This window comes from Marinobacter sp. (assembly GCF_048259445.1).
Taxonomy (GTDB): Bacteria; Pseudomonadota; Gammaproteobacteria; order Pseudomonadales; family Oleiphilaceae; genus Marinobacter.
Window position 1 is genome coordinate 56852 of sequence record NZ_JBLXHQ010000004.1, and the last position, 15753, is coordinate 72604.

At 54.5% G+C, this 15753-nt stretch carries 16 protein-coding genes; 12 read left to right on the plus strand and 4 right to left on the minus strand.

Features of this window, described 5'->3' with window-relative positions:
- Nucleotides 1–3 precede the first annotated feature (3 nt).
- From ACN0RL_RS04280 to ACN0RL_RS04310, 7 genes are all read left to right on the plus strand, one after another.
- The gene (locus tag ACN0RL_RS04280; RefSeq protein ID WP_417514049.1) at nucleotides 4–642 is read left to right on the plus strand and encodes a pseudouridine synthase; all 639 of its coding nucleotides are present in this window, start codon (nucleotides 4–6) and stop codon (nucleotides 640–642) included.
- Nucleotides 639–1088, plus strand: a complete 450-nt coding sequence (locus ACN0RL_RS04285; protein WP_417514051.1) for an NUDIX hydrolase — start codon at nucleotides 639–641, stop codon at nucleotides 1086–1088. The genes ACN0RL_RS04280 and ACN0RL_RS04285 overlap by 4 nt, the downstream gene beginning before the upstream one ends.
- A 51-nt stretch (nucleotides 1089–1139) precedes the next feature.
- Nucleotides 1140–2324: a tRNA 2-thiouridine(34) synthase MnmA gene (gene mnmA / locus ACN0RL_RS04290; protein WP_417514053.1), complete on the plus strand. Its 1185-nt coding sequence runs from the start codon at nucleotides 1140–1142 to the stop codon at nucleotides 2322–2324.
- Nucleotides 2321–2965, plus strand: coding sequence for a high frequency lysogenization protein HflD (gene hflD, locus ACN0RL_RS04295; RefSeq protein WP_417514055.1), 645 nt, complete (start codon nucleotides 2321–2323; stop codon nucleotides 2963–2965). The genes mnmA and hflD overlap by 4 nt, the downstream gene beginning before the upstream one ends.
- Nucleotides 2966–3054: 89 nt before the next feature.
- Complete coding sequence (gene purB, locus ACN0RL_RS04300) at nucleotides 3055–4422, plus strand: adenylosuccinate lyase (protein ID WP_417514057.1); 1368 nt, start codon at nucleotides 3055–3057, stop codon at nucleotides 4420–4422.
- 17 nt (nucleotides 4423–4439) lie between these two features.
- Entirely contained in the window at nucleotides 4440–5591 is a 1152-nt protein-coding gene (locus tag ACN0RL_RS04305; RefSeq protein ID WP_417514059.1) for a JmjC domain-containing protein, read from the plus strand.
- 4 nt (nucleotides 5592–5595) lie between these two features.
- Entirely contained in the window at nucleotides 5596–6564 is a 969-nt protein-coding gene (locus ACN0RL_RS04310; RefSeq protein ID WP_417514061.1) for a GNAT family N-acetyltransferase, read from the plus strand.
- Here ACN0RL_RS04310 and ACN0RL_RS04315 read toward each other — a convergent pair.
- Nucleotides 6553–7563, minus strand: a complete 1011-nt coding sequence (locus ACN0RL_RS04315) for a LysR family transcriptional regulator (RefSeq protein WP_417514063.1) — start codon at nucleotides 7561–7563, stop codon at nucleotides 6553–6555. The two genes, ACN0RL_RS04310 and ACN0RL_RS04315, sit on opposite strands and share 12 nt — an antisense overlap.
- Before the next feature lie 246 nt (nucleotides 7564–7809).
- Between ACN0RL_RS04315 and ACN0RL_RS04320 the strand changes: the two genes are divergently transcribed.
- Both ACN0RL_RS04320 and ACN0RL_RS04325 read left to right on the plus strand, forming a co-directional pair.
- Nucleotides 7810–8583, plus strand: coding sequence for a hypothetical protein (locus ACN0RL_RS04320; RefSeq protein ID WP_417514065.1), 774 nt, complete (start codon nucleotides 7810–7812; stop codon nucleotides 8581–8583).
- Nucleotides 8584–8633: 50 nt separating this feature from the next.
- The gene (locus ACN0RL_RS04325) at nucleotides 8634–10706 is read left to right on the plus strand and encodes an ATP-binding protein (RefSeq protein ID WP_417514067.1); all 2073 of its coding nucleotides are present in this window, start codon (nucleotides 8634–8636) and stop codon (nucleotides 10704–10706) included.
- On the opposite strand, the gene ACN0RL_RS04330 is transcribed toward ACN0RL_RS04325, so the two are convergent.
- Both ACN0RL_RS04330 and ACN0RL_RS04335 read right to left on the minus strand, forming a co-directional pair.
- Nucleotides 10672–11133, minus strand: a complete 462-nt coding sequence (locus tag ACN0RL_RS04330) for a MarR family winged helix-turn-helix transcriptional regulator (RefSeq protein WP_417514069.1) — start codon at nucleotides 11131–11133, stop codon at nucleotides 10672–10674. The two genes, ACN0RL_RS04325 and ACN0RL_RS04330, sit on opposite strands and share 35 nt — an antisense overlap.
- A gap of 3 nt (nucleotides 11134–11136) precedes the next feature.
- Nucleotides 11137–11628: a glutathione peroxidase gene (locus ACN0RL_RS04335; protein WP_417514071.1), complete on the minus strand. Its 492-nt coding sequence runs from the start codon at nucleotides 11626–11628 to the stop codon at nucleotides 11137–11139.
- Between the two features lie 273 nt (nucleotides 11629–11901).
- Here ACN0RL_RS04335 and ACN0RL_RS04340 point away from each other — a divergent pair, with 273 nt between their 5' ends.
- From ACN0RL_RS04340 to htpX, 3 genes are all read left to right on the plus strand, one after another.
- Nucleotides 11902–13116: a pyridoxal phosphate-dependent aminotransferase gene (locus tag ACN0RL_RS04340; RefSeq protein ID WP_417514073.1), complete on the plus strand. Its 1215-nt coding sequence runs from the start codon at nucleotides 11902–11904 to the stop codon at nucleotides 13114–13116.
- Nucleotides 13117–13143: 27 nt separating this feature from the next.
- The gene (locus ACN0RL_RS04345) at nucleotides 13144–13614 is read left to right on the plus strand and encodes a hypothetical protein (RefSeq protein ID WP_417514075.1); all 471 of its coding nucleotides are present in this window, start codon (nucleotides 13144–13146) and stop codon (nucleotides 13612–13614) included.
- Between the two features lie 90 nt (nucleotides 13615–13704).
- Nucleotides 13705–14589 (plus strand): protease HtpX, encoded by an 885-nt coding sequence (htpX, locus tag ACN0RL_RS04350; protein ID WP_417514077.1) that lies wholly within the window; start codon nucleotides 13705–13707, stop codon nucleotides 14587–14589.
- A gap of 5 nt (nucleotides 14590–14594) precedes the next feature.
- Here htpX and pdxB read toward each other — a convergent pair whose 3' ends face one another.
- On the minus strand, nucleotides 14595–15749 hold the full coding sequence (gene pdxB / locus ACN0RL_RS04355) for a 4-phosphoerythronate dehydrogenase PdxB (RefSeq protein ID WP_417514079.1): 1155 nt from the start codon (nucleotides 15747–15749) through the stop codon (nucleotides 14595–14597).
- Nucleotides 15750–15753 lie beyond the last annotated feature (4 nt).

Below are 15753 nucleotides of genomic sequence, written 5' to 3' on the forward strand. Positions count from 1 at the left end.
TCCATGGCTGAACTCGTCCTTTTTAACAAACCCTTCCAGGTACTTTGCCAGTTTACGGATGAGCCCATATCCGCCGGGCAGGAGCCTCGCAAAACCCTGGCTGACTGGATCAGCATTCCGGGCGTCTATCCGGCCGGACGGCTGGATTACGACTCCGAAGGGCTTCTTCTGCTCACGAGTGACGGCGCCTTGCAGCATCGTATTTCTTCACCAGCTCTTAAAATGCCGAAAACATACTGGGTACAGGTCGAAGGCGAGATTACCGCAGGTGCAATAAAAGAGCTCTCGACTGGAGTTACGCTCAAAGATGGTCGCACCCGGCCGGCACAGGCCCGCAAAATAGAAGAGCCGGACCTGTGGCCCAGAGTTCCCCCCGTACGCCAGCGAGATACCATACCAACCAGCTGGCTGGAGCTGACCATCGCCGAGGGCCGGAACAGACAAGTGCGGCGGATGACCGCCGCAGTCGGGTTTCCAACGTTGCGGCTGATCCGCTATCGTATTGGCGACTGGACTCTGGATGGGCTTGAGCCGGGCAAATACCAGAAGATCACCATCAATCTGCCTGCAGCATCTCAGCCCGCAAAGCGCCCGATGCGTGCCCGACCTGCGAAGGCGCCACGGAGGACCCGACGATCATGACATGGACACCCCACGCCACAGTAGCCGTGGTTGTTGAAGATGAACATGGCCGCTTCTTGATGGTTGAAGAGCACAGCAGCGGGCGGGTTGTGTTCAACCAACCGGCCGGGCATGTCGAGGAAGACGAAGACATCATCGACGCAGTGCGACGGGAGGCACTCGAAGAAACCGGCTGGGACATTGAACCTGAACACTTTCTGGGGCTCTACACCTACAAGGCACCGGCGAACGGCGTAACCTACTATCGTTTCTGCTTCATAGGTAAAGCTCGCAAACAGGTAACGGAACAACTGGACGCTGGCATAATCGCAGCCCACTGGATGTCGCTGGAAGACATACGCCAGCTAGGCAAGAAACTCCGCAGCCCGCTGGTTATAAAGAGCATAGAGGATTACCGAAGAGGTCGCTGCTATCCGCTGGACGTGATTGCAAACACGCAGACGTAACCGGTACAAAATGGTAAACTCCCGCGTTTTTCACCGGTGCCCGGAACTGTCATGACAAATCCAACCCCCGAAGCTCGCTCCCCGGAAGACACACGCGTCATCGTCGGCATGTCTGGTGGTGTCGATTCCTCGGTCGCGGCCTGGTTACTCAAAGACCAGGGTTACCAGGTCGAAGGCCTGTTCATGAAAAACTGGGACGAGGATGATGGTACAGAGTACTGTACCGCCATGACCGATCTGGCAGATGCTCAGGCGGTCGCAGACGCTATCGGGATCAAGCTCCACACCGCGAGCTTCGCAGCCGAGTACTGGGATCGCGTTTTCGAACATTTCCTCTCCGAGTACCAGGCTGGCCGCACCCCGAACCCCGATATTCTTTGCAATAAAGAGGTCAAGTTCCGGGCCTTTCTGGATTATGCAATCACACTTGGAGCGGATTACATAGCCACGGGCCACTACACCCGGCAGCGGCTGCTCAACGACGGGTCAGGCAAAGCGCTTTTATTGAAAGGTCTTGATGCCAACAAAGATCAGAGCTACTTCCTTCACGCTGTGTCCGGTGACCGGATCGCACGCACCTTGTTCCCGGTTGGCGAGCTGGAAAAACCGGAAGTTCGCAGGATTGCCGAGCAGCAAGGGTTCATCACCCATGACAAGAAGGACTCTACCGGTATCTGTTTTATCGGTGAGCGAAAGTTCAGCGACTTCCTGAAACAATACCTGCCGGCACAGCCTGGTGATATCGAAACTCCAGAGGGCAAAAAGATTGGTCGGCACCAGGGCTTGATGTATCACACCATTGGCCAACGTCAGGGCCTCGGTATTGGTGGACTCAGCGACTTTGGCGACGACCCCTGGTACGTGGCCGGAAAAGATCTGAAGCGCAATGTGCTGACAGCCGTTCAGGGCAAGCATCACCCGTTATTATTCTCCCGGGGCTTGCTGTCCGATCCGATCGACTGGGTCGCGGGCGGGCCGCCGGCGCAATCGTTCCGCTGCAAAGCGAAAACCCGCTATCGCCAGCCTGACCAGGACTGCGAGGTGACGGTAATTGATGGCGGCGTAAAGGTGGTGTTTGATGAAGCCCAGAGAGCCGTCACACCCGGGCAGTCTGTGGTTTTCTACAATGACGACAATTGTCTCGGAGGCGGTGTGATCACAGAGACCTGGCGTGACGGCGAACCCCTCCCGGAGCGCCTCTCTCCCACTGATCCAAATCAGGAAGCAATACAATGAGCCGGTCGCTTCACGATCAGACACTGGCTTTGGCAGGCGTATTCCAGGCTGCCAATCTGGTTCAGCAAATCGCCAACAACGGACATTGCAACGAAACCAGCCTGGAGGCATGCCTGCGCTCGCTGTTTGCAACAAATCCCGCAACCACGCTCGATGTCTACGGCGGCGAACTGACCGATGTACGTGAGGGGCTGGTTACGCTCTCAACGGTTATGAGCGAACAGAGCAAACAGCAGGATGTCGAGGTTCTGCGTTATGTACTCAACCTCATTCATCTGGAATCAAAGCTCAACCGGCAGAGTGACATGATCGACGTAATCGGCAGCCGTATCGAACAGGCCCGGCATACTGCCAGCCACTTCGGCTATATCCATACAAACCTGATCAGCAACCTGGCCTCTATTTACACCGATACCATCAGCACCTTTCGCTTGCGCATTCAGGTGAGCGGCAACCCCTCGCTGCTGCAACGAGACGAGAATGCTGCAAAAGTCAGGGCGCTCCTGCTCGCAGGTATTCGTTCGGCGGTGCTCTGGAGACAGACCGGAGGCCGCCGCTGGCAGCTGGTTTTGTCACGCCGCAAGGTAATTCAACATGCGCGGGAACTTGCGGAGCAAGCGAACCGCGCACTTGATAAGTGACCCCTGGCCACTGATTCATCGGCTGCGCTGGTGTATTATGTTGCATCCTTTTTTCTGAACCGATTCTTTGATTATTTGCGAGGTTTTCGATGGAACTCAACGCCCTGACCGCCATTTCTCCGGTCGATGGACGCTATGGCAGTAAAGTCAGCGTTTTCCGTGACATTTTCAGTGAATATGGCCTGATCAGGAACCGCGTGACGGTCGAAATCCGCTGGCTGCAGCAGTTGGCGGCACATCCCGAAATCATTGAGGTGCCAACATTCACTGCAAAAGCCAACACTTTTCTGGATCAGTTGATCAGTGGATTCAGCCTGCAGGATGCTGAGCGCATCAAGGAAATCGAGCGCACCACAAACCATGACGTAAAAGCGGTCGAGTACTTTATCAAGGAAAAAATCGCCGACGTTCCCGAGCTGCACGCGGTCACCGAGTTTGTTCACTTTGCCTGCACCTCTGAGGACATTAACAACCTCTCTCACGCCCTGATGCTTCGCGAGGGTCTCGATAATGGCCTGCTGCCCGCAATGAGCCGGGTTATCGAGAAGCTGGGCGAACTCGCTCAGGAGCATGCTGAACAACCAATGCTTTCCCGCACACACGGCCAGACAGCATCGCCAACAACCGTCGGCAAAGAACTCGCCAACGTTGTTTATCGCCTGCGTCGACAAATGAAGCAAATCCGGGATATTGAGGTTCTGGGCAAGATCAACGGCGCGGTTGGCAACTATAACGCCCACATCTCTGCTTATCCGGCTTTGGACTGGGCAGCTAACGCCCAGGCATTTATCGAAGGCCTGGGCCTGGACTTCAACCCTTACACCACACAGATTGAGCCTCATGACTACATCGCTGAGCTTTTCGATGCGGTCGCGCGTTTTAACACTATCCTTATCGATCTCAACCGGGACGTATGGGGCTACATCTCGCTGGGCTATTTCAAGCAGAAGACTGTTGAAGGCGAAGTAGGCTCTTCGACCATGCCCCACAAAGTCAATCCGATCGATTTCGAAAACTCCGAGGGCAACCTGGGCATTGCCAATGCTCTGCTCGGCCATCTGTCTTCCAAGTTGCCGATTTCACGCTGGCAGCGCGACCTCACAGACTCCACAGTACTGCGCAACCTGGGTGTGGGCTTTGCTCACAGCCTGATTGCCTATGAAGCCACCCTGAAGGGATTGGGCAAGCTGGAGATCAACCCGGCACGCCTGAACGAGGATCTCGACAAAGCATGGGAAGTTCTTGCAGAGCCGATCCAGACTGTGATGCGCAGATACAACATCGAGAAGCCCTATGAGAAGCTAAAGGCGCTGACACGCGGCAAGGCCATGACCCCTGAAGTTATCAGGAGTTTTGTTGAAAGTCTGGACATGCCCGATAGCGCGAAAGCGGAACTAATGGCCCTGACACCGGGCAATTACATCGGTAACGCCATCGATCAGGCCCGCAACATCTGAACCGAAGGAGTACAACAATGGATATGCTTGGTGGACTTTCGCCTTCTGAATTTCTGAGGGACTACTGGCAAAAGAAACCCTTTGTCATCCGCCAGGCATTTCCCGGCTTTCAGTGCCCTGTCGACGCTGACGAACTGGCCGGCCTCGCTTGTGAAGAAGGCGTGGAATCACGCATCGTCATCGAAAACGATGACGGCAAGCCCTGGCAGTTGCACAATGGCCCCTTCTCGGAGGAACGCTTCAGCCAGCTACCCGACAAGGACTGGACCTTACTGGTACAGGGCCTTGATCACTGGGTTCCAGAGGTCGCTGACCTACTCGAACACTTCCGCTTTGTGCCCAACTGGCGCCTTGACGACATCATGGCGAGCTACGCACCCAAGGGCGGCAGCGTAGGCCCCCATTACGACCAGTATGATGTGTTTCTGCTTCAGGCTCAGGGACACAGGCGCTGGACGTTTGGTGGCCGCTGCGATCAAACCTCGCCCCGTGTGGAAGGCACGCCGCTGCGCATTCTCAGCAACTGGGAAGGCGAAGAAACCGTTACTCTTGAGCCGGGCGATATGCTGTATCTGCCTCCGGGTATTGGCCACCACGGTATAGCCGAAGATGATTGCATTACACTCTCGGTGGGCTTTCGGGCACCAACGATTGAGGATCTGCTCACCGGGTTTACCGACTTCCTGTGCAACCAGTCAGATGCCTCCGATCACATGAATGACCCGGATCTTCAGGTTCAGGACAATCCGGGCACCATTGCGCCGGGCGTTATTGACCGGCTGCAAGCGATTCTGACAGAAAAGCTTGAAGACAAGCGCCAGTTGGCGCTGTGGTTTGGTCAGTATGCGACAGCACCTAAAAACATGGATGTTGTGGTGCCTGCGGAAGAACCTGCCTCGGAGGAAGACTTTGCTGCCGCTATTCGCGCCGGCGAACAACTGCGCTGGAACGAAGGCTCCCGCTTTGCCTTCCATGAACAAAACGATGAAACCGCCCTGTTTGCAGACGGCGAGCAATTTCTACTCAAAGGTGATGCCCGCCCATTGGCACCCCTGTTGTGTGCAGGAGCTCGCATTGACATGAGTGCCCTGGCTCAGTTTGCCGGAGACCCGGCCCTGCTTGGCCTTCTGACAAATCTCTATAACCAGGGTTCAGTGTATTTCGAGTGATGCTATGACGGTCAGGATTCGAAAATACAGCTGGCAGCTTGCCCCGGGGCACATCCGGGAAATTCGTCAGGCCGTATTTGTTGAAGAACAGCAGGTTCCACCTGAGCTGGAATGGGACGACACCGACGAAATCGCCGATCATTATCTCGCGGTCCTGCCCGACAACACGCCTGCGGGCGTGGCCCGATTATTCTCCACCCTGGGCGAAACCGGCCATATCGGACGTATGGCCATATTGCCGGAATTCCGTGGCCGGGGCATAGGTGAGGCTCTGCTCCGGCACCTGATCACCGAATCCGCCGGGCAGTACCAGGAGCTGAAGCTCTCTGCCCAACAACATGCCGTAGCCTTCTACCAGCGCGCGGGCTTTCATGTTTGCTCCGAGCCTTATGACGATGCCGGCATACCCCATCTCGATATGCGCTGTCTTGCTCCGGGTCTGCTTCAAGCGGAGACCGGCTCCGGGAGACCCCGCCCACTGCAACTGGGCGCAGACTCGCAATCCTGGCTCTTCGACAACGAAAGCAGCCTGCATGATCTGATGGACTCCATGGTCGGACAGGCAAGCCAGCGCTTGTGGCTGTACGACCGGATACTGAGCCATGAGCGTTACGATCGACACAGATTCAGGGAGCTGGTATCCAGTCTTGCACGTCGTCACCGGCTCAGCGAGATACGTCTGTTAATCCATGATGACCAGCCACTTATCAAGCGCCGGCACCAGTTGGTTGAGCTAATGCGAAGGCTCCCCAGCCGTATCCAGCTGAGACTGGTCAACAAGGATTATCCCCACGAAGACCAGCCATTCATCCTCGCAGACCGCGAAGGCGTAGTGTACCGGCATGACTTCACACAGCCCTCCGGGTTTGCAGGCTTCGCGGAAAGCGGCCGTGTCAGGCTGCTGTCCGACAACTTCCAGCGCATGTGGGACGCAGGGCGCCCATCGCTTGAACTGCGCGAGTTACCGATCTGAACCCTGCGCCAGAGGCGTATCCACAGATTCGAAACGGGCGCCAAAGGGTGCGAATTCCTCATCTACTTCTTCCGCGACATCTGAAATCAGCCTGCGAAGCCACTGGTGATCCGAGTTGTGCTGTAACAGCGGGCTCCAAGCCATTTTAAGCTCAAAAGGCGGGATATCGAAGGGTGGAATTTTCACCACCAGATTTGCGTTATCTTTTTGCAGCCAGGCCGCCCGCGACGGAAGCGTCGCAATCAGATCGTGCTGCTCCGCAAGCAACATGGCCGACTGATAATGCCGGGTAAACACCGAGATCTGCCGTTTTCTCCCCATTCTCGACAAAGCTTCATCCACCCAGCCGAGGCGCTGTACGTCCTTCGGATTTACTCCGACACCTACGCCAAATCCGGTTTTACTGACCCAGATATGGCTAGCGTCAAGGTAGGTATCCAGTGTGAAAGGCTCACTCAGTATCGGGTTTCGGGCGTTCATCAGGCAGGCAAAATATTCTATCCAGAGAGTTTTCTGGTGGAACGACTGAGGAATCTTGTCGAACCGGTTAATCGCCATATCAAGGCGCCCCTGCTCCACGTCCAGAAAGCTCACATCGCTCGGAGTCAGTACATCCAGCGTTACGTGTGGCGCCTCCTGGCGAATCCGCCTTAAAACTCTGGGCATAAGACAGGATTCTGCATAATCACTGGCCATGATGCGAAATACCCGCTGGCTCTCCAGTGCCGCAAATGGCGTCTTTTCCTGCACAGCCTGTTCAATATCCGAGAGAATACTCCTGACCAGTGGCTGCAGCTCCCGCGCACGTTCTGTCGCTGTCATGCCCTCACTCGTCCGTACCAGTAGAGGATCACTGAACAGATCCCGCAAACGGCGCAAGCTGTTACTCATAGCCGGCTGGGTAATGCCAAGATGGTTTGCTGCTTTGGTGACATTGCGCTCTCTGAGCAACACATCCAGGTAAACAAGAAGGTTGAGGTCGATGCGGGAAATATCCATAAACAACTCCGAAGCAGGATAAAAGCAATCAGACGGGCGTAATTCGAGCGACCCATTCACTGAAGCAATATACACAATAAAAATAATTCACGAAATGAATACGCGAAGTCGATCTTTCACATTTGATTTCGGATTCAATGTCGAATTTCTGCTAATCTTTCGGACAGTTGCCGGATATATCGGCATATCAGGCCGGAGCCCTGATCAAGGCATGACTCGTCTAAAAGCCGGAGCCATTACCCAAACATGAACGCCATTACCATTGTTTTTGCCCTGGCGGCCATCGTTGTGATTTCGATCGTCGTTATTGTGGTCAGCCAAATGCGCGAGAAGGCCAAAATCGAACGTATTCGAAAAACCACTGCGCTTGAGGACAGCTATAAGAGATGCAATCGCCTGCTCTCTGAGCTGCCCGGGCAATATCTCACACCGGACCTGAAGCTGTTACTGCTCAAGCGCATGGAAGATGTCTGCAATGACCTTGCAGGGCTGAAATCCGGGCTACCGGTTGAGCAATGGCGCGAGGCCGCAGCACAGCGAAAAGTCCGGATTCGGGAAAACCGGGATGACGTACCGCCGGTCAAGATCGACTCACCCGAAAAATCCGCGTACGTCAAAGAGCTTCTGCAAAATCTGTTCAAGATGATCGAAGCCATGCACAAAAGTGGCCGGATAGATGGCGCAACTGCCAAGAAAAATCTGAAATATGTTCTGTTTCTGGTCCACAAAACCCACGCGGATCTTCATGTTTTCCAGGCCCGCGACCATATTCGTCAGAATCAGATACGAAAGGCCATCCACTCATACCATCTGGCCAGTACAGAAATGGGTAAGTCCCGCGACAACCCCCTTGCCATGAAAGCTGTCAAGAGTTTCCGAACACGTATAAAGGAGCTTGAAGCCGCGGGTACAGGTGGCAACACCAACAACCCTGCGGAATCTCAGTCCAGCATGGATAAGCAGTGGGACAGTTTTCTGCACGACGAAGAATGGAAGAAAAAAGCCGACTACGACGACTGAATTCGTGAGCCGGGCAGATCGGCTGCCCGCATACAGGGACAGTGACACCCGTGACCAGAGGCTTCAAACACCGGCTTTCCTATCGTCTCACTCGCGATACCGTTCTGATCGCGATGCTTTTAGGGCTGGTACTCAACGTCATACAGATCACTCTGGACTATTTTGGTGCCCGCGACTCCATGGAAGCGGACATCCAGGCACTGATTGAAATCAGCCACAGCCCTGCCTCCCAGATCGCCTACAACATTGATGTGCGCCTCGCTGAAGAGCTGCTCGACGGCCTTCTCAGGCACCCTGCTACCATTGACGCCAGAATTGTCGATAGTGAAAACAGCACTATGGCAGCGGCCAGCAAGAGCAGCCCCGGTTCACCCTATCGCTGGGTCAGTGACAGACTGTTTGGCTCAAGCAGGGTTTTCAGCCGGGAGCTTCGTGTTTCCCAGCTCAACAATCTGCCTCTGGGTCAGCTGGTGGTAACAATTGACACCTTCCACTACGGCCTGCAGTTTCTGGAACGCGCGACTTACACGCTTATCAGCGGATTCCTGAAGAGCCTCATTCTTTCTGCCTCGCTACTGGGTATTTTCTATCTCATCCTCACGCGGCCGATGCTCAGTGTTATCGGGGCACTGAAAGAGGTCAAAGCCAGATCCCCGGAGAAGATCCGCCTGCCCATTCCTGCGGGCCATAAGCAGGATGAAATAGGGACGATGGTGGAAATCATCAATCAGCATCTGGAAACCGTAGACTTCACTCTGGCCCAGCTGCGCATGGCAGAAACTGCCATGAAAAACTACTCCAGCGAGCTGGAGCATGAAGTCGAGAGTCGAACCCGGGAAATTTCGGAAAAAAACCAGGCTCTGCAACGGGGCAACAGAGCTCTGATAAAAGCCAAAGAAGACGCCATGCGCAGAGCCAGAGCCCGGGCTAACTTTCTGGCCAGCATGAGCCATGAAATACGTACGCCTCTGAACGGAGTACTTGGCATGCTGGGGCTTGTTATGGAGAGCGAGCAGGATTCCGCCAAGCGCCACCGCCTTCAGATCGCTATGTCAGCCGGCGAAAGTCTTCTCGGTATACTCAACGACATTCTGGACATTTCCAAAGTTGAAGCCGGAAAGCTCAATCTGGAGAACATTCCCTTCGATATGCATGGGCTGATCGAAGAATGCGCGATGCTGCATTCTCAGCAGGCCGGCAAAAAAAATATAGACCTGATTGCAGAAACAGAACCGGGTTTTCCGGATGGGTTTCTGGGAGACCCGACCCGGATTCGCCAGATACTGAACAACCTGCTGAGCAATGCCATCAAATTCACTGACTCAGGCAGCGTACGCATCAATGTTCGCTATTCCGCAGGCATTCTGACCCTCGAAGTGAGCGATACCGGAATCGGTATGAGCAAAGAAGGCCTGCGCCGGATATTCTCTCCCTTTGCCCAGGCCGACACGCAAACCACTCGCCTGTATGGCGGCACAGGATTGGGCCTGACGCTCTGCCGCCAGCTTATTGAACGCATGCACGGTGAAATAAATGTGGAATCAAAGGAACAGCAGGGAACCCGGTTTACCGTCACCCTGCCCCTGCCGGTCCACAGCAATTTGACCACCGTAGCTTCCCAGGAGCATTTCCAAACAGACTATCTACCGAACCAGCTCTCAAGCCATTTATCGAACTATCAACGGCGCTCCGGGCTGGCTGAACTGTCCGAAAGCAGCGAAATGCAAGCAGCCTCACCACAGCGTTCGCTCAAAATACTGCTGGTCGAAGACAACGAAGTAAACCAGATGGTGGCGAGCAGTTTGCTGAAAAAAATGGGGCACCTTGTGGACTTGGCGGATAACGGGAAGTTGGCAATTGATGCACTGGAACAGAGCCATTACGATCTGGTGCTAATGGATTGCCAGATGCCGGTAATGGACGGCTTTGTAACAACGCGAGAGATCCGCAAGAATCCGGAGTGGCGCGAACTGCCTGTGATAGCCGTTACCGCCAATGTGATGCAGGGCGACAGGGATGACTGCCTTGCCTGCGGAATGGACGACTACATCACCAAGCCATACAACCGCAGTCAGCTGAACGCCGTCATTATGCGCTGGGCACCTTCTCCTGAGTCTCAATAGCCCTTAGCACTGCATTCAGCTCAGCCTTCAGCGCCAGCAACCGCTCAGGAGCAACGTCCAGACCGCACAGAAGCTTCTGTGGCACCTGCAAAGCCTTAGCCTTCAGATCAGCGCCATGCCCGGTTAACGATATAGTCACCACCCGCTCGTCATCGACGCCGCGTTCCCTGAGGATGAGCCCCCGCAAAGCCAGGCGTTTCAGCAGCGGGGTAAGCGTACCCGAATCCAGCCGCAGCCGTGCCCCAAGATCAGAAACCCGGGTTGCCTGCCCGGTCCGGGCTCGCTCCCAGAGCACAAGCATTACAAGATACTGCGGGTATGTCAGTTCCAGCTCCGCCAGCAGCGGGCGATACCGGGCAGTGATCGCCCTGTTGGCCGCGTACAGGCTGAAACAGATCTGGTTATCCAGCGCGAGTAAGTCGTCCACAGGTCAGCTCGAGAGAAGCTTTTCAATATCTGTCTTGATACTTTCAGGCTTTGTCGTTGGCGGATACCGACGCACTACTTTGCCATCGCGGCCTATCAGAAATTTGGTGAAATTCCATTTTACCTTCTCTGAACCCAAAAGCCCTTTAGCCTCAGCCTTAAGAAACTTGAACAAAGGGTGGGCATTGTCTCCGTTAACATCGACTTTTGAGAACATAGGAAAGTCAACGCCGTAGTTCAGGCTGCAAAACTGGCTGATGGCATCATCATCAGCAGGATCCTGATTCATGAACTGGTTGCAGGGAAACCCGAGAACTTCCAGCCCCTGCTCCCCCAGCTCTTCGTGCAATGCCTGCAGCCCCTCAAACTGGGGAGTAAAACCACATTTGCTGGCTGTATTTACGACCAGCAATACCTTGCCCTGGTAGTCGGCCATCTTCTTTTCGTTACCCTTGATATCTCGAACCGTAAAGTCATAAACCGAATTACCAGCCACAAATTTCTCCTCGGCAAAATGTGAATGCCTGTTTCGACCAGACACGATTATAATCTTGCACATTTAAATTGCACACAATGTATTTAAGCACTATACATGGAAATCTGCACATGCAATTGTTTTATCGGGTATTAATTTATGGAATATAAAGCTGCCCTGCCATAATTGATCACAATTACACTGTTGCCGTTGGCACTGCCTCCGCTAGAATAGTGGTTTGCCTGAACGGCAGGTGTCTGTTTTACGTCTACTGACTGAGGAAGCCCGTGTCTTATGCAGAACCACTACAAATCCGCCAAGCTGGATAACGTGTGTTATGAAATCCGTGGCGTCGTAATGCGGGAGGCACGACGCCTGGAAGAGGAAGGTCACCGGGTACTCAAACTCAATATTGGCAACCCTGCTGCTTTTGAGCTCGACGTTCCTGAAGAAATACAGCAGGACGTGATCTACAACATGCAACAGGCACAGGGCTATGTTGAATCAAAAGGCCTGTTTTCCGCTCGTAAAGCGGTAATGCACTATTGCCAGCAGAGAGGCATCGACAAGGTCGATATTGATGACATCTTTCTGGGCAACGGCGTCAGCGAACTGATAGTCATGACCATGCAGGCCATGCTCAACACCGGTGATGAAGTGCTTATTCCGGCGCCTGACTACCCTCTGTGGACAGCAGCTGTCACGCTTTCAAGCGGCAAGCCCGTGCACTACCGCTGTGATGAAGAGCAGAACTGGTTTCCGGACATAGACGACATCCGTAAAAAGATCACCCGTCGCACCCGCGCCATTGTGCTGATCAACCCCAACAATCCAACTGGGGCCGTGTACAGCCAGGACTTGCTGGAACAGGTCATTGAGCTGGCCCGTAAGCACAACCTGATCGTGCTCTCCGATGAGATCTACGACAAGATCCTTTTCGATGGAACCCGGCACGTATCCACGGCCTCGCTGGCCGATGATGTGCTGTTCTTCACCTATAACGGTCTTTCCAAGAATTACCGCGCCGCCGGCTACCGATCCGGCTGGATGATCATCAGTGGCGCCAAACATCTGGCCAAAGACCTGATTGAGGGCATCGACATGCTCTCCAATATGCGCCTTTGTGCCAATGTTCCAGCGCAGCTGGCCATACAGACAGCACTGGGCGGCTACCAGTCAATCAACGATCTGGTTGCGCCGGGCGGACGGCTTTACGAACAGCGCGAAACCGCCTGGCGAATGCTGAACGATATTCCCGGGGTAAGCTGTGTGAAGCCACAGGGCGCCCTCTACCTTTTCCCGCGGCTGGATCCGAAAAGATTCCCCATCGTTAATGATGAAAAGCTGGTTCTGGATCTTCTGCTTCAGGAGAAAATCCTGCTGGTTCAGGGTTCTGCTTTCAATATTGACGACAAACAGCATCTCCGGGTTGTGTTCCTGCCCCGTAAAGACGTGCTGGAAGATGCCATGGGCCGCCTGGGTAACTTCCTGACAAAATACAAACAATGAAAGTACTGGCAGTAAAGGACCCTGCGCATGGCTGACATCCACGTTGAAGAGTTCTACAAAGACGCAGCGATCGCACTGGCTCAGCTATACAGCGCCTTCCCCAGACGTATAGACCTGTTTGTAGAAGATATTGCCGGCCCGGACGAAACAGACGAATTCGGTCTGCACAGCAAACGTCATATGGCGTGCTTTGGTGCTCTGCTCTGGCTGGCCGAAGAGGGGTTTTTGCGCTACGTGGATACCATCCGACAAGATGCTCTGGATCAGGCAGTGCTCTCCCGGGACGCATTTATTCGTTTAAGCTCTCCGGCACCTGAATCTCTCCTGGAGTCGCTCATGGGGCCAGAGGGTGCCCCGAAAACACCGCTACCCCCCTCTTTACAGGAAGACCTCTCCAGCTACATCCATCTGGTACGCACCGCGCTTAAAAGCGGCCATTCCGTGCGTATCGGCCACATAGTGCGGGCCACACTTTTTTCGGCCAGGCCAAACCATTAAATCCCGGTAACATCATTGAAGCGCTGAACCCTGACCCTATTTACCGGTCTGAAACCCGGCTTTTCACTTTGAACGGATCAGGAAACCAACATGCGTATTCTGCTGTTTCTGGCAACCAACCTTGCCGTTATTCTTGTCGCCAGTTTTACACTGAAACTTCTGGGCGTGGACAGCTACCTGGCCCAGAACGGAATTGAATACGGCTCCCTGTTGGCGTTTGCTGCAGTGTTCGGATTTGCAGGCGCCATTGTCTCCCTGCTTATATCAAAACCTGTTGCAAAGTGGAGCACCAAAGCCCGGGTGATCGATTCTCCTCGCACACCCGCTGAGCGCTGGCTCCTTGAGACAGTAGCCCAAATGGCAAAAACAGCTGGCATTGGCATGCCGGAAGTCGCCATATTCCCCGCCAGCCAGTCCAATGCTTTTGCCACGGGCTGGAACAAGAACAACGCATTGGTTGCCGTCAGCGAAGGCCTCTTGCACAGGTTCAGTAAGGATGAAATACGTGCGGTTCTGGGCCATGAAATCGGGCACGTTGCCAACGGCGATATGATAACGCTCGCGCTCATTCAAGGTGTTGTGAATACCTTTGTGATCTTTGCATCACGAGTGATCGGCTCGTTCGTTGACCGTGTCGTCTTCAAAAATGAAAGTGGACACGGTATCGCTTTTTTCGTGGTGAGTATTGCGGCGGAACTGGTGCTTGGCATTCTGGCCAGCACCATCGTTTTCTGGTTCTCTCGCAGGCGTGAGTTCCGGGCAGATATAGCCGGCGCTCAGTTGGCTGGTCGCGCGGCCATGATCAGCGCTCTCGCACGCTTGAAACAAGAGAGCGAAGTGCCGGATCAAATGCCCGACAGCCTCCAGGCTTTCGGCATTAACAGGGGCGCTCGCAGTGGTTTGAGCGCACTGTTCATGACGCACCCCCCTCTTGAAGAGAGAATTACAGCACTACAGCAATCAAACCTTGCGTAGTTTTTTCAGATTTTCAGCTTGAAGCCGATGGCGCGGAAGCTGTCCTGCAAGGATCTACTCGTGCCTTTGAGCTGAACTTTCAGGCTGGAACACTCCCTGCGTACCGGATAATCCCGCCGCAGACGATCAAACGCAGCACCGCGCTCGTCTTCCGGAGCTTTCATGATCTGTCGCAAACGGGCATCGTCCTGTCGTGGATCATAGCAGGCTCGCAACGCTATCCGGATGGCTGCACACTCATCCGCCGCGCTGGTAAACGAGACTTTGCTGAGGGCAGGCTCAGGCAAAAACTGGCCTGCCTGTTTGCGCGTCGGCAGCCCAAGAAACCTGCTCATCGCCTGGTATATCATTTCTGTTCCCTGAACCTTGCCTTCAAGGCTATAGCCTGCGATGTGGGGCGTAGCCATCCATACCTTTTCTACCAGTTCCGGGTTGATCTTCGGTTCATGTTCCCAAACATCAAGAGCCAGCAGCGGGGCGTTAGCGCGCCCCAACCTCTCGCACAGTGCCGCATTATCAATAACCTCACCTCGCCCGGCATTGATCAGTAGCTGTTCAGACGTCAGCCCGGCCAGCTCCTGTTCGCCGATCATGTGGAACGTGGCGTGGTCAGAATCACGGGTCAGGGGGGTGTGCACTGAAACCACATCGCACGCAAGCGCCTCGCCCAGATCGACAAAGGAATGATCACCTTCCGGTTCACGTTCAGCGCGGGGCGGATCGCAGAGCTTGACGCTGAAACCAAGGCGATTGAGCTTATCCGCCAGCTCACCCCCCACATTCCCGACCCCGACAATGCCTACTGTGAGCCGCGACCAGTCTTCCAGACCACGACGCTCTGCATAAAGAGACAAAACTGCCAGCACATACTCGGCAACACTATTGGCATTGCAACCGGGAGCCGCCGAAAAGCGGATGCCGTTTTCCTCAAGCCAGCCCAGATCTACGTGATCGGTTCCGATGGTCGTGGTTCCGACGAAGCGCACGGCACTGCCTTCAAGCAATGCCCGGTTTACACGGGTAACGGAGCGCACCAGAAGTATATCGGCGTCGCGGACATCCGCAGCGCTCATCGTCCGGCCGGAGACACGACGGACTTCACCGATATCGCCAAAAAAGGCTTCCAGCAGCGGGATGTTCTCATCTGCGACGATCAACATATTG

Coding starts and splice junctions, on each gene's coding strand:
- ACN0RL_RS04285 (WP_417514051.1), top strand. CDS start 639: ATGACATGGACACCCCACGCCACAGTAGCCGTGGTTGTTGAAGATGAA.
- htpX (WP_417514077.1), top strand. CDS start 13,705: ATGCGTATTCTGCTGTTTCTGGCAACCAACCTTGCCGTTATTCTTGTC.
- ACN0RL_RS04280 (WP_417514049.1), top strand. CDS start 4: ATGGCTGAACTCGTCCTTTTTAACAAACCCTTCCAGGTACTTTGCCAG.
- purB (WP_417514057.1), top strand. CDS start 3,055: ATGGAACTCAACGCCCTGACCGCCATTTCTCCGGTCGATGGACGCTAT.
- ACN0RL_RS04315 (WP_417514063.1), bottom strand. CDS start 7,563: ATGGATATTTCCCGCATCGACCTCAACCTTCTTGTTTACCTGGATGTG.
- ACN0RL_RS04340 (WP_417514073.1), top strand. CDS start 11,902: ATGCAGAACCACTACAAATCCGCCAAGCTGGATAACGTGTGTTATGAA.
- mnmA (WP_417514053.1), top strand. CDS start 1,140: ATGACAAATCCAACCCCCGAAGCTCGCTCCCCGGAAGACACACGCGTC.
- ACN0RL_RS04310 (WP_417514061.1), top strand. CDS start 5,596: ATGACGGTCAGGATTCGAAAATACAGCTGGCAGCTTGCCCCGGGGCAC.
- pdxB (WP_417514079.1), bottom strand. CDS start 15,749: ATGTTGATCGTCGCAGATGAGAACATCCCGCTGCTGGAAGCCTTTTTT.
- ACN0RL_RS04320 (WP_417514065.1), top strand. CDS start 7,810: ATGAACGCCATTACCATTGTTTTTGCCCTGGCGGCCATCGTTGTGATT.
- ACN0RL_RS04345 (WP_417514075.1), top strand. CDS start 13,144: ATGGCTGACATCCACGTTGAAGAGTTCTACAAAGACGCAGCGATCGCA.
- hflD (WP_417514055.1), top strand. CDS start 2,321: ATGAGCCGGTCGCTTCACGATCAGACACTGGCTTTGGCAGGCGTATTC.
- ACN0RL_RS04305 (WP_417514059.1), top strand. CDS start 4,440: ATGGATATGCTTGGTGGACTTTCGCCTTCTGAATTTCTGAGGGACTAC.